The 14,101-nt window shown below is 71.0% G+C and carries 11 protein-coding genes; 8 read left to right on the top strand and 3 right to left on the bottom strand.

The genetic code is table 11. From position 1 onward, the window contains the following. Positions 1-273 precede the first annotated feature (273 nt). Genes H0524_RS00130 through H0524_RS00100 form a run of 7 tightly spaced genes read left to right on the top strand, consistent with a single transcriptional unit; the run spans position 274 to position 9,067 of the window. Positions 274-1,590, top strand: coding sequence for an aspartate aminotransferase family protein (locus H0524_RS00130; protein WP_180197098.1), 1,317 nt, complete (start codon positions 274-276; stop codon positions 1,588-1,590). Then, entirely contained in the window at positions 1,584-2,627 is a 1,044-nt protein-coding gene (locus tag H0524_RS00125) for an NAD-dependent epimerase/dehydratase family protein (RefSeq protein WP_180196830.1), read from the top strand. Before H0524_RS00130 ends, H0524_RS00125 begins: the two co-directional genes overlap by 7 nt. A 15-nt stretch (positions 2,628-2,642) precedes the next feature. Further along, entirely contained in the window at positions 2,643-3,641 is a 999-nt protein-coding gene (locus H0524_RS00120) for a UbiA prenyltransferase family protein (RefSeq protein WP_180196829.1), read from the top strand. Positions 3,642-3,655: 14 nt separating this feature from the next. Further along, entirely contained in the window at positions 3,656-4,666 is a 1,011-nt protein-coding gene (locus H0524_RS00115; RefSeq protein ID WP_180196828.1) for a glycosyltransferase family 2 protein, read from the top strand. Then, positions 4,663-5,685 carry a glycosyltransferase family A protein gene (locus H0524_RS00110; protein ID WP_180196827.1) on the top strand — a complete coding sequence of 341 codons (1,023 nt, stop codon included), beginning with the start codon at positions 4,663-4,665 and terminating at the stop codon, positions 5,683-5,685. The genes H0524_RS00115 and H0524_RS00110 overlap by 4 nt, the downstream gene beginning before the upstream one ends. After that, positions 5,682-6,905 (top strand): endonuclease/exonuclease/phosphatase family protein, encoded by a 1,224-nt coding sequence (locus tag H0524_RS00105; protein WP_180196826.1) that lies wholly within the window; start codon positions 5,682-5,684, stop codon positions 6,903-6,905. Before H0524_RS00110 ends, H0524_RS00105 begins: the two co-directional genes overlap by 4 nt. Positions 6,906-6,922: 17 nt before the next feature. Next, positions 6,923-9,067 (top strand): glycosyltransferase, encoded by a 2,145-nt coding sequence (locus H0524_RS00100; protein WP_180196825.1) that lies wholly within the window; start codon positions 6,923-6,925, stop codon positions 9,065-9,067. 57 nt (positions 9,068-9,124) lie between these two features. On the opposite strand, the gene H0524_RS00095 is transcribed toward H0524_RS00100, so the two are convergent. Further along, on the bottom strand, positions 9,125-11,011 hold the full coding sequence (locus H0524_RS00095; RefSeq protein ID WP_180196824.1) for an AfsR/SARP family transcriptional regulator: 1,887 nt from the start codon (positions 11,009-11,011) through the stop codon (positions 9,125-9,127). Between the two features lie 861 nt (positions 11,012-11,872). Here H0524_RS00095 and H0524_RS00090 point away from each other — a divergent pair. After that, entirely contained in the window at positions 11,873-12,439 is a 567-nt protein-coding gene (locus H0524_RS00090; RefSeq protein WP_180196823.1) for a hypothetical protein, read from the top strand. A gap of 26 nt (positions 12,440-12,465) precedes the next feature. Here the strand turns inward: H0524_RS00090 and H0524_RS00085 are convergent, their stop codons facing one another. Continuing rightward, positions 12,466-13,245, bottom strand: coding sequence for an endonuclease/exonuclease/phosphatase family protein (locus tag H0524_RS00085; protein ID WP_180196822.1), 780 nt, complete (start codon positions 13,243-13,245; stop codon positions 12,466-12,468). Between the two features lie 164 nt (positions 13,246-13,409). Next, positions 13,410-13,913, bottom strand: a complete 504-nt coding sequence (locus H0524_RS00080) for a peptide deformylase (RefSeq protein WP_018724895.1) — start codon at positions 13,911-13,913, stop codon at positions 13,410-13,412. Between the last annotated feature and the right edge of the window lie 188 nt (positions 13,914-14,101).

The raw sequence follows: 14,101 nt of genomic DNA, 5'->3' as shown, positions 1-14,101 counted from the left end.
CGGGGCGAGTTTCGTACAAGCGCCCCCCATGCGGTGTGCAGCCGGCCCGCGGTGTGGTTCCAGTCGGCGTCCAGTCGCAGTTCAGTGCCGCTCGAAATAATGTCCGGGGTCGCCGGGAGTCGTCGTTGTTGATGTGCCCCCAGGCCCACGCCAGAACTGAAGAAGGGGGGGCGCATGACGGGGTTACTCAGCGTCGAGGACTGTGAGCATCTTTCGGTGAAAGACGTACACGGTCTGTACCGACGTTTTGTCAACCGAAGTCAGGTCGGCCTGATGACGTCGTTCGGCTTCGGCCGGGAACTGGTGGACCACGCCGAGGGCGCGTACCTGTATCTGCGCGACGGTCGCCGGGTGCTCGACCTCACCGGCGGGGTGGGCGTGCTCAACCACGGCCACAACCACCCGCGCCTGCTGGCGACCCGTCGCCAGTTCGCGCAGCGGCGCCGGATGGAGGTACACAAGACCTACTTCTCCCCGTACGTGGCGGGGTTGGCGCACAACCTGGCCCAGGTGCTGCCGGGCGACCTGAACATGTCCTTCCTGCCGAACTCCGGGGCGGAGGCCGTCGAGGGCGCGGTGAAGTTGGCCTACAAGTACCACGGCGGCCGGCGTAACACGATCCTGCACGCCGATATCAGCTTCCACGGCAAACTGCTCGGCTCCGGCAGTCTCACCGGCGCCGCGCAGAACCATTTCGCGTTTCCGGGGATTCCCGGGGTCGTCCCGTACAGCTATGACGACCTGGAGTCGGTGCGCGCCGCCGTGGCGGCCCACCCCGAAGACGTGTACGCCATTCTCGTCGAGCCGTTCAGCGCCTCCACCATGCGTTCATGTTCCGCCGACTTCCTGCACGGGCTACGCACGTTGTGCACCGAGCAGGACATCGTGCTGGTGTTCGACGAGATCTACACCGGCTGGGGCAAGACCGGCAGCATGTTCTACTTCATGCGCCATGCGGGGCTGCTACCGGACGTGGTGACCACGTCAAAGTCATTCGGCGGCGGCAAGTCGTCGATCTCTGCCTATGTGGCCCGGGAGCCGGTGTTCCGGCAGGCCTACGACAACCCGGTCGACGCGCTCATGCACTCGACGTCCACCACCTACTACGGCTTCGGCGAGGAGTGCGCCACCGCCATCGAGGCGATCGCCATCGCCGTCGAGGACGACTACCCGGCCCGGGCGCGACGCATCGAGCAACTCCTCGGACCGGGCCTGCGGCGGATCGCCAAGCAGCACCCCGAGGCGGTGGCCGAGGTCACCGGTGCGGGGGCGCTGTGGGGGGTCTTCCTCGACGGCGGACCGAAGGTGCTGGACCTGGCCGCGAAGGTCGCACCCGCCGGTCTGGCCCGGGATCCGCGACTCCGCACCAAGGTGATCACCGCATCGGTGATCAACGCACTTTACCGGGAGCACGACATCTACACGTACTACACCCTCAACGGCGCCAGCCCGCTGGTGGTCGGACCGCCGCTGGTCGCCACCGACGACGACATCGAACACTTTCTCAACGCCCTCGACGCGGTCCTTGACCAGGGGCTCAACCGCCTCCTGAGCCGGTTTGTCGCGCAGAAGCTCGGCTCGCTGTGGTGATCGCGGTGACCGGCGCCGCCGGGATGCTCGGCGCGACCGTGGTGCAGCGGCTGACCGGCGCCGGGTTTGCGGTGACCGGGGTGGACCTACGGGCGGCCCCCGACGGTCCCGACACCTCGGGCTACCGGCACCTGGTCGGGGACATCCGCGACCCGGCGGTGCTGCGGGCCGCCTTCGACGACGCCGACGCGGTCGTGCACTGCGCCGCCGCGCTCCCCAGCTACCCGCCGGAGCAGATCCGGGCCATCGTGGTCGACGGCAGCCGGGCCGTGCTGGACGCCGCCCGGGCCGCCCGGGTGCCCCGGTTGGTCTACATCTCCTCCACCGCCGTGTACGGGCTGCCCACCCAGGTGCCGACACCGGAGCAGCACCCGTACGCGCCGGTGGACGCGTACAGCACCGCCAAGGCCGACGCCGAGCGACTCGCGGTGGGCTACCGCGAGCACGGCCTGATCCTGCCGGTACTGCGACCGAAGACCTTCCTGGGCCCCGGACGGATGGGACTGTTCGCGATGCTGTTCCAGTGGGCGCACGAGGGGCGTAACTTCCCGGTGCTCGGCGACGGCTCGGTGCGCATCCAGATGCTGCACGTCGCGGACCTGGTGGACGCCGTCGAAACGGTGCTGCGGGTGCCCGCCGAGGCCGCCAACGACACGTACAACATCGCGGCGGCGACGTTCGGCACGCTCCGCGAGGACTTCCAGGCGGTACTCGACGCCGCCGGACACGGCAAACGGGTGATCGGGCTGCCGGCCCGTCCGGCCCGGGCCGCGCTCGCGCTCCTCGAACGCAGCGGCCTCTCACCGGTCTACGGGCGGCTGCTGCACAAACTCACGGCCGACTCCTACGTCGACATCGACCGGGCCCGGCACCGCCTCGGCTTCCACCCGCGACACAGCAACCGGGACGCGGTGCTGGAGACCTTCCGGTGGTGGCGTGGCCAGCAAGCCACCACCGCCGCCACGACGGCCAGCGGACCGACCAGCCGTGACCCGTGGCGGCAGGGCGTACTCGCCGCCGCCCGGGTCTTCTTCTAACGCAGGAGGTCAGCTATGACCGCGGTCGAGGTGACGGCAGAGTCGGTTCCGGCCGAGGCACCCAACGCTGCCGGCAGGCGCAACCCGGCGCAGCCGGCGACCGCGACCGGACGGCTCGACCTGCGCCTGGTCCGCCACGCCAGCGACCTGGCCCTGCTGGCCCGGCCCCGCCAATGGGCCAAGACGGTGCTGGCCGTGCCGCTGGCCCTGCTCGACACCCCGGCCTGGACCGTCGGCGGGCTGGCCCGCACCGGCTGGGCGGTGCTGCTGTTCACCCTCGCCTCGTCGCTGGTGTACGTCGTCAACGACATCGCCGACCGTGACCTGGACCGGAGGCACCCGGTGAAACAGGCCCGGCCGGTGGCCAGCGGCCGGATCTCGGTGGCCACCGCCGCCGGATTCGCCGGCGTCCTCGCCGGACTGCTGGGCCTGGCGTTCGCCGTCGGCCCCGCGCTGCCCGGGTGGCCGCTGGCCGCCTACCTGGTGCTGAACGTGGCCTACAGCCGCTGGCTCAAACACATCCCGCTGGTGGACATCAGTGTGGTGGCCACCGGCTTCGGGCTGCGGGTGGTGTTCGGCTACGCCGCGACCGGCGCGACCGTGTCGGTCTGGCTGCTCACGACCGTCTTCACCGCCTGCCTGGTGCTGATCCTCGGCAAGCGCCGCGGGGAACTCGCCGCCCAGGGCACCGGGTACCGGCCCGCGCTGCGCGGCTACACCCTGAACCTGGCCGACCACCTGATCAGCGTCAACGCCACCCTCACCGTCGCGGCGTTCCTGATGTACCTGCACACCGACGCCCCGATCGGCGCGCACCGCGAGGCCATCGTGCTCGCCGCCGTACCCCTGACCCTCCTGGCCATCTCCCGCTACCTGCAGGCCGTCCTGGTACACCACGGCGGCGCGGATCCGGTCCGCACCCTGCTGCGGGACCGGCTGATCGTCGGCTCCGCCGCCCTGCTGGCGGCGGCCGTCGGCGCCGGTCTGCTCGCCGCCTCCCTGCCAACCTCCTGAAAGCGGTCTGCCTCATGCCCGAACCCCTGGTCTCGGTCGTCGTACCGAACTACAACTACGCCCGCGCGATCGGGCTGTGCCTGGCCGCGCTACAGGCCCAGACCTACCCGAACCTGGAGATCATCGTCGTGGACGACTGCAGCACCGACGACTCGGTCGCCGTGGCGCGCTCGTACGGCGTGCGGGTCGTGCGCACCCCGGCAAACGGTGGCCCGTCGGTGGCCCGCAACCTGGGCGCCTCACACGCCCGAGGTGAGATCCTCTTCTTCGTCGACTCCGATGTCGCGGCCAAACCCGGTGCGGTGGCGAACGCGGTGGCGCTGCTGACCGAACGCCCGCAGATCGGTGCGGTCTGCGGCAACTACGACCCGCAACCGTTGATCCGCGACAGCCTGCTGGAGGAGTACCGCTGCCTGCAGCAGTCCTACTGGCTGATCGCCGACGAGGGACGCATCTACACCCTGTACACCGCGCTGCTGGCCATGCGCGCCGACGTGTTCGCCGAGATCGGGCCCTTCGACCCCCGGCTGCGCGAGACCGAGAACGCCGACTACGGCCTGCGGCTGGCCCGCGCGTACGAGATCTGGCTGACCCCGGCCGTCCGCGGCGTCCACGACCACGACCACGACCTGCGCGTCCTGGTCCGCAAGGTGTTCACCCGCACCATGCTGCACATTCCGATGTTCGCGCGGGCCTCCCGCTTCCCCGGTGGGCTGCGCAGCGGCCCGCGCGCCTGGAGCAGCGTCGCCGCTCTGGTCGTGCTCCTGACCGCGGTGGCGCCGGTGCTGCTCGGGGTGGTCTGGGCGGTGCTTCCCGCGGTCGGGTTCGCCGGCTACCTGCGCCTCGACTGGCCGATGTACCGGTTCGTCGCCGCCCGCCGCGGCCCGGGGTTCGTCGCCTACTTCGTCGCCATGCACTTCCTGCTCAACCTGGTGATCGCCGTCGCGGCCGGCGTCGGTGTGTTCGGCCTGCTGACCTCGAAGACGTTCCGGCGGCTGTACGACAAGCCCGCGGCGGCGCTGTGAACCCCACCCCGCTGGTCTCGGTCATCGTGCCGAGCTACAACTACGCCGCCTCGCTCGAGGTATGCCTGCGGGCCGTGCTCGACCAGACGTACCCGAACATCGAGGTGCTCGTCGTGGACGATCACAGCACCGACGACTCGGCCGCCGTGGCCGGTTCCCTCGGCGTACGCGTGATCGCCCTGCCGGACAACGGTGGCTGCGGTCGGGCCCGCAACGTCGGGGTCGCCAACAGCGCCGGCGAGATCCTGTTCTTCGTTGACGCGGACGTGGCGATGGCCCCCGACGCGGTCGCCGAGGCCGTGGCCGTGCTCACCGCCGAGCCGCAGGTCGGCGCGGTGTGCGGGATCGAGGACCCGGAGCCGCTGCTGCACGACACAGCGGTCGCGCGTTACCGGGGGTTGCAGTACCACCACTGGTCGGCCAGTGGGGAGGGGGAGGTCACTTTCCTCTTCCCGGCCATGTGCGCGATCCGACGGTCCGTATACGACCAGGTCGGCCCCTTCAACCCGGCGCTGAAGCAGACCGAGGAGGTGGACTACGGCTACCGGCTGTCCCGCCGACACCGCCTCCTGCTCACCTCCCGGGTACGCGGCCGGCACGACCACGACCATGAGCTGCTGCCGCTGCTGCGCAAACTGTTCCACCGGGCCCGGCTGCGGATCCCGCTGTACGCCCGGGCCCGGCAGTTCGCCACCGGGTTCGAGACGGCCGCACGGGCGTGGGGGTCGCTGCTGGCGGCGGCCAGCCTGCCCGCGCTGCTGCTCGCCGCCCTGGCCGGGCCGGTGTGGCTGCTCGCCCCCGCCGCCCTGTTCGGCGCCTCGATCACCGTCGACCGCGGGATGTACGCGCTGGTGCTGCGGCGACGTGGGCCACGCTTCCTGCTGTTCTTCGTGGCCGTGCACTTCCTGGTCAACGTCACCATCACCACCGGGGTCGGCGTCGGGGTCCTGCAGTGGCTGACGTCCCGCCCGTTCCGCCGGTTGTACGACAGCACCTTCCCGGCCGAGGCCCCGGCGTGACGGCACCGCCCCACGCCTCCGCCATGACGGTTCCCGCCGTGCCGGTCACGGCAGAAGCCGCGACTAATCCCGCCGTGTCGGTCACGGCCTCCGCCGCGGCGGTGGCCGACGATGAGCCGATGCGGGTGGGGCAGGTCGGGCCGACGGTCGCCGGGGCGCCCACCGATCGGTGGTGGCGGCGCTGGCCGCGCCGGGCCCTGCTCGCGGCCGCGGCGCTGTGGCTGGGCTTCACCACCGCGCACCTGCTGCTCAGCGGCCGACTCTGGTGGTGGCGGTTGGCCGACCTGCTACCGCCGATCGCCTTCCTCACGATCCCGGTGCTGCTCGCGGTGGTCGCGGCCGGGAACCGGCGGGCCCGCCGGCCGGTGGCGTTGCTGTCGCTCGCGGCCCTGCTGCTCGGCGCCGGTCTGACCGGGTTGAACCTGCCGGGCCCGCTACGCCCGGCGCCGCCGGTGCCGGCGGACGCGCTGCGGGTGGTGTCCTGGAACACCGAGTACTGGCATCTGCCGGACCGAGCCACCGAGTTCTACGATCTGCTGCACGCCCAACGCGCGGACGTGTACCTGTTGCAGGAGTACCTCGACGAGGTGGACGGGGAGGTGGTCCGCGCCGACGAACTCGACCAGGTCCGCCGGCAGTTTCCCGGCTACCACCTCGCGGTGGTGGGTGAACTGCTCACCCTCTCCCGGTACCCGATTGTGGCCGCCACGCCGCTGTCCGCCACCGGCCTACCGTCCGCGCCGACCGACTTCACCGACTTCTGGAACCACCAGGTGCTGCGCACCGACCTGCTGATCGACGGCCGGGTGGTGTCCGCCTACAACGCGCACCTGCCGGTGCCGCTCTGGGCCGGCGGTCCGAGCCTGTTCAGCGGCGCCTTCCACGAGGCGATCCGCACCCAGCACGAACGCCGGATACCACAGTTTCGGGCGTTGGCCGCCGACGTGGCGGACAACTCCCACCCGATCCTGGTCGCCGGGGACCTGAACACCTCACCGGCGATGGGCGACACCCACCGGTTCCCCCCGCAGCTGCGCGACGCCGGCTACGCCAGCCGCTCCGCGTACCCCGTCTCCTGGTCCGCCGCGGGCCCGAGCCTGCTGCTGTGGCGGCTGGACTGGGCGCTGGTCTCCGACGACGTCGAGGTACATCGCTACGAGTTCCGGGACCCCGCCGGCCACTCCGACCACCGGCTCCAGTTCCTGTCGATCTCGGTCTGAACCCGGGGAGGAGTGTCATGACCTCGACGACCGGCGCGGCCCGGACGGTGGCACCCGGCGCCGGCAGCATCCCCGACGGAATCGAGCCGCCCGCGCCGACGGTGTCGGTGATCGTGCCCAACTACAACAAGGCCGCCAGCCTCGCCGACTGCCTGCGGTCCATCCAGGAACAGACCCACCCGCCCGTCGAGATCATCGTGGTGGATGACGCGAGCACCGACCGGTCCCGGGAGATCGCGGCCGGATTCGACTGCCAGCTGATCGCACTGCCCACCAACCGGGGCGTCTCGGCCGCCCGCAACGCCGGTGCCGCCACGGCCAGCGGCGACGTGTTGTTCTTTCTCGACTCCGACATCGCCCTCGCCCCGGAGGCGATCACCACCGCGGTGCGAACCCTGCGCGCGCATCCCGACTGCGGCGTCGTGCAGGGCATCTACGATGCCCAGCCGCTGCACGACGGCGGCCCGGTAGAGGTCTACAAGACCCTGTTCGAGCACTACTGGCGCCGGCAGGGCGCCGGGGTGACCGATGCCACGCTGTTCGCGCTGACGGCCATTCCCCGACCGGTGTTCGAGGAGGTCGGCGGCTTCGACGAAACACTGCGCGACGCCGAGGACATCGAGTTCGGCACCCGGCTGCCGGCCCACTACGAGATCCGGATGAGCGCGGACGTCCTCGGCCGGCACGACGACGTGGACCGGTTCTGGCCGTACCTGTCCGAGCACGTGCGCCGCGCCATGGGCTACGGCCGGCTGCTCGCCGCCATGCTGGCCGGGCACCGGCGTGCGGCCACCGGCACCGCGGGCACCCGACCGGACGGGGGCCGGGCCGGGAAAACGGTGGACCGGGCTGCCGTCGCCGCCATGCTCTGTTGCGCCGGGGTGCCGCTGACCCTGCCGCTCGCGGCGGTCGCCGTCGAACTGATCGCCGTCCCCCTGCTGCTGGCGGCCGGTTTCGCCGTGGTCGACCGGGGCCTGCTCGGCTTCGTCCGGCGCCGCAAGGGGCACCTGTTCCTGGCGTACTTCGTCGGTATGCACATGCTCATGCACGCCACCCAGCTCGTCGGGATGGCCGTCGGCGCCGCTGTCGCCACCGTGGACTCCCTCCGCCGACGCGGTGGCACGGCAGGCCGGCAGCCCCCGGACGGTCCGGAACCGTCCGGGAGCGCCGGGGCGAAGTGGCGGCGGCTACTGCACCGGGCCGTCACCGTGCTGTTCGTGGCGCTGTTGGCTGCCGGTCTGGTCACCGTGCTGCGCGGGCAGGACTGGCGCCCCGTCCGGGAACTGGCGGCGAGCCTGGACCTGGCCACGGTCTATCTCACCCTCGGCGCGGCCTTCGCCATCAACTGCGTCGGTCTGGTTTTTGGGGTGCTCTCCTGGCGGGCGCTCTTTGCTGACCTCGGGGCCCGAGTGGACCCGTGGACCGCCTCCCGGATCTTCTTCGTCGGGTTCCTGGTGAAATTCGTACCCGGCCGGTTCGTCGCCCTGCCGGTGCTCCTTCGCCTGGGCAAGGCCGTTGACGTGGGGCCGGTCCGGCTCGCCTCGGTGTTCATGGTGAGCTGGGGCATCGTGGCGTTGACCGGGGTGACCGTCGGACTCGGCGCCGCGCCGGCGGTCGCCGGCACGCAGACGTGGTGGCTGCTCGGGCTGGCGGCGGTGCCGGTGCTCGCGCTGCTGATCCGGCCGGACCTGCTCAACCTGGGCATCCGTACCGCCGCTCGGGTGCTCCGTCGGTCCGCCCCGACGTTCGCCGCGTCCCGGTCGGGGCTGCGGCGGGCCATCGTCACCCAGTCCCTGTCCTGGATCATCTCCGGGCACCACCTGTGGCTGCTCGCCGTGGTCGCGGGTGCGCCACCAGGGCGCGCCTACCTGCTCTGCGTGGCCGGGTTCGCCCTGGCCACCGTGGCCGGGCTGGTGGTGATGGTGGCCCCGGACGGGATCGGAGTCCGGGAGGGGGTGCTCGCCCTGGCCCTGTCGACCGTCCTGCCGCTGCCCCTGGCCGGCACGGTGGTGTTGGCCAGCCGAATCGTCTCCGTGCTCAGCGACGTCGTCGTCGGAGCGGGCGGGCTGCTGCTCGCCCAATACCTACACCGACGTCGACGCCGACCACCGACGGCAACACCGGCCGTGGGGAGAGCCGACCGCCGGACCGTTGCCCGCTGACCCTGGTTACGGGACGCTGCTCGCCCGGTGGCTGTGGGGAACCGGCTAGGCCGGCGGTCAGCCGGACACACCGATCGCGGCCGGCCGGTCGGTGTACGCCTGCTCGGTCTCCACCAGGTGGCCGGCGTAGGCCCGCAGTAGCGCGTGCATGCCGTAGCGGCAACCCGGGCCGCGTTGTACGAGGTGGGCGCGGGCCAGCAGGTCCAGCAGTCGCCACGCCTCCGCGACGGTGGTGCCGAGGATTCTGGCCGCGGCTTGCGGCTCCACGTCCGGGTCGCAGTGCCGGCCGAGTAGCCGGAACGCGCGGGCGGCATCCGCCGGCAGCCGCCGGTAGGACCAGGAGAGCACCGCGCGCACCCCGGTGCGCCGGTCACCACCGGCGTCGAGCAGGTCCAGTCGGTGGCGTTGGTCGGCCAGTTCCTGGACCAGTTGGGCCAGGGGTGTGCCCGGCCGGCTGTCGGTCATCTCGGCCGCCAGTCGCAGCGCCAACGGTAGCCGGGCGCACTGGGTGGCCAGCGCCGCCGTCGCGCCCGGCTCGTCGGTGAGCCGCGGGTCGGTCAACCGACGGATCAGCACCACGGCGTCGTCCTGCGGCAGCACGTCCAACTCGATGCGCCGGGCACCGTGCCGCGCCACCAGGGCGGCGAGTGAGTCTCGGCTGGTCACCAGGACGAAGCAGGACGGCGAGCCCGGTAGCAGCGGACGGATCTGCTCGGCGGATACGGCGTTGTCGAGCAGCACGAGCATCCGCCGACCATCCATGCGGCTGCGGTACGCCGCGGCCCGCTCCTCCGTACCGGGTGGCAGGTCGGTACCGGTGACACCGAGCCCGCGGAGGAACCCGGCGAGGGCCTGCCGCGCCGTCACCGGCGGGTCCGCGTCGTGCCCCCGCAGATCCACATAGAGCTGGCCGTCGGGGAACCAGCCGCGTACCCGGTGGGCCCAGCGTACGGCCAGGGCGGTTTTGCCCACCCCGGCCGTACCGGACACGGTGACGAGGGCGGCCCCAGCCGCACTGGCGGAGGTCGGCCCCGGCCGTGCGGCGAGGAGTCGGTCCAGGTGATGTAGTTCGGCGCCGCGCCCGGTGAAGTCGGGAATGTCGGCGGGCAACTGGGCTGGCACCACGAAAACCTCGCCGGTGGCTTTCGTGGGTGTTGCCGGGACGGTTGCGGGACCCGGTTCGGCTGGTGGCGCCTCGTCGTGCAGCAGCGCGGTGTGCGCGGTGGCCAGCTGCGGTCCTGGCCCCACCCCGAGTTCTTCGGTCAACAACCGCCGCACCTGGTGATACCGGCTGAAGGCACGGGAACGCCGTCCAGCCGCGTGGTAGGCCCGGATCAGGCGGGCCTGGGCTGACTCATCCAAGGGCTGGGCCGCGGCTGCCTCCTCCAACACGGGCAGTGCCTCCCCCGCCCGGCCAGCGGCGATCATCATGTCGCCGTAGCGGTCGAGCGCGGCCTGCCGTTCCGCGGCCAGCGCGACCACCTTGGGGTGGGCGGTCAGCGCCGGGATGTCGGCCAGCGGCGAACCGTTCCACAGCGCGAGGGATTGCCCGAGCAGGTCGGCCGCACCGTTGATCTCGCCCCGGTGGGCAAGGCCGGTCGCCGTGGTGACCTGGTGCCGGAACCGCGCCACGTCGACCGCGGTGGCCGGCACGTGCAGGGCGTAGCCGTCACCGACCTGGCGCAAAATCTGGCTCGGCGCCCGTCGTCGCCGGTCCGGCTCGAGGATGGAGCGCAGGTGTTTGACGTGCGTCTGGATCACATTTCGGGCGGTCGGCGGCGGTAGCCGGTCGGGCCACACCGCCGCCATGATCTCGGCGTGCGACACCGGCTGTCCGCAGACGATCGTCAGCAGTCCCAGCATGGCCCGTTGGGCTGCGGGGCCGAGATTCAGGGGTTCGTGGTCGCGCCAGGCAGAAACCGGGCCGAGGATCTGAATTCGCACAGTCGCCACCGTCTCCAGTTGTGCCGACGTCGCCGCCCGCAACGGTTAACTGTATTTAGCGTTCGCCTAGTTCAAGCTAATCAATGTCGGCGGACACTGCAACGGGCAAGAACGTTGCACCAGCAAATGACATGGCATCCATTGGTACATCTTCATTGCAGCGCTTCCGGGCGACTAGCGGTGTTTTTCCGATACGACCCGGTGGGTGCGCTAACCCCGATGTGCCGTGCCACTTAACCTCGGCGAAACGTTGGATCGAAAAAGATACGTTCATCGCTCGACAAATGGGAAAACGGCCCTTTACTGCCAGGGAAAGCCCCCCCAGTCCCGGATGGGAGCGCTACACCTCGGCAAACGTCGATCTTCGACGCCGCAAGGAAATGCCGGCCAGTTGGACGGGGTGAATGAACCCAGTCGGCCGACGAAGCGCGTCGAATGGTTGAGCCGCCCAACCTCAGCCAGCGTTCATTCACGTCGGTCCGAGGATCCCCCATCCATCGATTGTCGTGGAGGAAGGTAGTCGGTTTTGGTGGTCGGACTGCCTGCCGCTGACGCCTCTCGCTGGATTTCGCACGGCGAATTCCAGCCCCTCGGATGCACGCTGGATCGACGGAGTCGGAAGCCACCCCGGAGCATAATGGTCGGTCGAAATCAGCCCTGCGGTCCACGTCAACAGCTGCCAGGGTCGCGGGCGTGGTTCGTATTCATGCGCCAACCATCAGGGTGGGGCGCCACTGTGAAACCCCGATCAATCGACAGGGCCCGAAAACTGTGCATGCCGTGGGCACACTCGACAGGTGTCTGTATGTTCACTAAGGTGAACGGACATGCACCAGCTTGGGTGAAAGGATGGAGATGACCATGACAGCTCCCATGTCCCTGCCACGACGCGCCACCTCGCGGCTCAACGACCTGCTCATCGCCCCCGGCGCCACCCGAATGGAGCGGTGGCTCAGCTACCTCACCGCGGTCGTCGGTGCCGGTGTCGCCTCAGCCGTCGGCGGCGCCGCGGGCTACCCGCCCCAGGTCGTGGTGGTGCTGGCGGTCCTCGGATTCGACATCTTCGGCGGGGCCGTGGTCAACGCGACCGCATCGGTGTCGCGCCGGTTCCACACTGGCGCGACCGCCGCCCGCCGGCAGGTGATCTTTGTGGCGGCCCACGTCCACCTGCCGGTCCTGGCGCTGATCCTGCCCGCGTACCCGTGGTCGACCGCGATCACGCTCTACGCCGGCACTCTCGCCGCCGCCGTGTTGGTCGCCGCCGCCGCTCCGATGTCCAAACGCCCGTTGGCGTTCGCCGCCGCAGCCGGGCTACTGGTCGCGGCGGTCACGCTCCTGCCCACCCCACCAGCACTCGCCTGGCTGGCGCCGCTGCTGATCCTCAAACTCCTCCTCGGGCACCTGCTGCCCGGCCCCCGGGCGACGTGAGCCCGACACCACGCCAGCGCCGCCGGTCAACCGAGATCAACCACGAGGGGCCGGTGGTCGGAGATCACCGACAGTGGGGTTCGCACGGCCGTCACCGGTGGGAGCCGGTGGTGGGCCTGCCGGTCGGCCAGGACGTGGTCGAGTTGGATGCGGGGCTGCTCCGCCGGATACGTGGGTCGGCAGCCGAGGGGACGCCATCCAGTCAGGAGTCGGGCCGCCCCGGCGGGCAGGTTGAGGTCGCCGAGCAGGATCCGTGGTGCGGGCAGGGCGCGCAACGCGCGGACGGTCTGGCGTAGCTGGCGGGCGTTCCAACCGGGAACGAACGACAGGTGGGTGGTGGCCGCCGTCAACGGACCGAGCGGGGTGCGCAGGACCGCCGCGAGTACGACGCGAGGCTCGTCCCGGAGCAGCACGAGGCCACTGCGGGATCCCGGTACGTAGATCGGCGCCCGGACCGGGGCCGGTTTCAGCCGGATGACCTGCCAGGAGATGACCGGGTGGCGGCTGACCAGGCCGACGCCGTAGCAGGGTTCATCCTGGCCGTCATCGTCGTGGGTCAAAGGGCGGACCCGGCCGCCGGGTTCACCAACGACGGCGGCGGCGAAGCGGTGCTCGTCGGCGGCAAGGGCATCCGCCGCGAGAGCGGTCTGGTCCAGGTTGCCGCTGCGGCCCTGACCCCGGTCGACCTCCTGGAGGGCGAGCACATCGGCGTCAAGAGCGGCGACCGCAGCGGTAAGCCGTGGCGACTCGACCAGCCCGTCGGTGAGCGACCGCCCGTGCAGCAGGTTGAAGGTGGCCAGGCGCACCGGGTCAGCCTAGAGCCGTGGCATGGTGGGCCGGTGGTGAAAATGTTCGTGTGCTCAGTGCTGGTGTTCGTGGCGGTCGGGTCACTCGGCCTGTGGATGCGGCAGCGTCGGGGGCGATGAGGTGAGCGCGGCCACCGGTAGGTGTCCCCGGCGAGGGGCAGCGGTCACCGGCTACGCGGCGCGTAGCGGCCGGCGCGGATCTCCCGCAGGGCGCGGCGGCGGGTCTCCCCGCGCAGCGTGTCCACGTAGAGTCGACCGGCGAGGTGATCGGTCTCGTGTTGCAGAGCGCGGGCGAGGAAGCCGGTGCCGGTGATGGTCAACGGTTGCCCGTACTGGTCCACACCGTGTGCGGTGGCGCGCATGGCGCGCGGGGTCGGGAAGTACCGGCCGGGAATCGACAGGCAGCCCTCATCGTCGTCCTGGCGGTCCTCGCCGAGTTCCAGCGTGGGGTTGATCAGGTGGCCGCGGTGGCCGTCGGCGTCGTAGACGAACACCTGGGCGGAGACGCCGATCTGCGGGGCGGCCACCCCGGCGCGGCCAGGAGCACCGAGCAGCGTGTCCATCAGGTCGGCGACCAGCGCGTGCAGCTCGGCGTCGAAGCTGGTGACCGGTGCGGCAGGAGTGCGAAGCACCGGGTCGCCGATGATCCGGATCGGGCGCATCGTCATGGCCCAGAGACTATCGCCCGGCGCCGGGCGGGATGCCGGCCCACCGAGCAGGGAGGTGCCCCGGCGGCGACCGCCGGGGCACCTCGAGCAGGTCGGTCAGCCGAAGCAGGTGGGTACGGGGTTGGGGCTGCCGGTGCAGTTGGTGGGTCGGTTGTTGATGATGGTGACCTTGCCGAAGACGTTGATCA

It is taken from the genome of Salinispora sp. H7-4 (genome assembly GCF_013416675.1).
Classification (GTDB): Bacteria; Actinomycetota; Actinomycetes; order Mycobacteriales; family Micromonosporaceae; genus Micromonospora; species Micromonospora vitiensis.
Note: the sequence above shows the minus strand (reverse complement) of the source record. Positions and strands in the feature narration are given on the sequence as shown.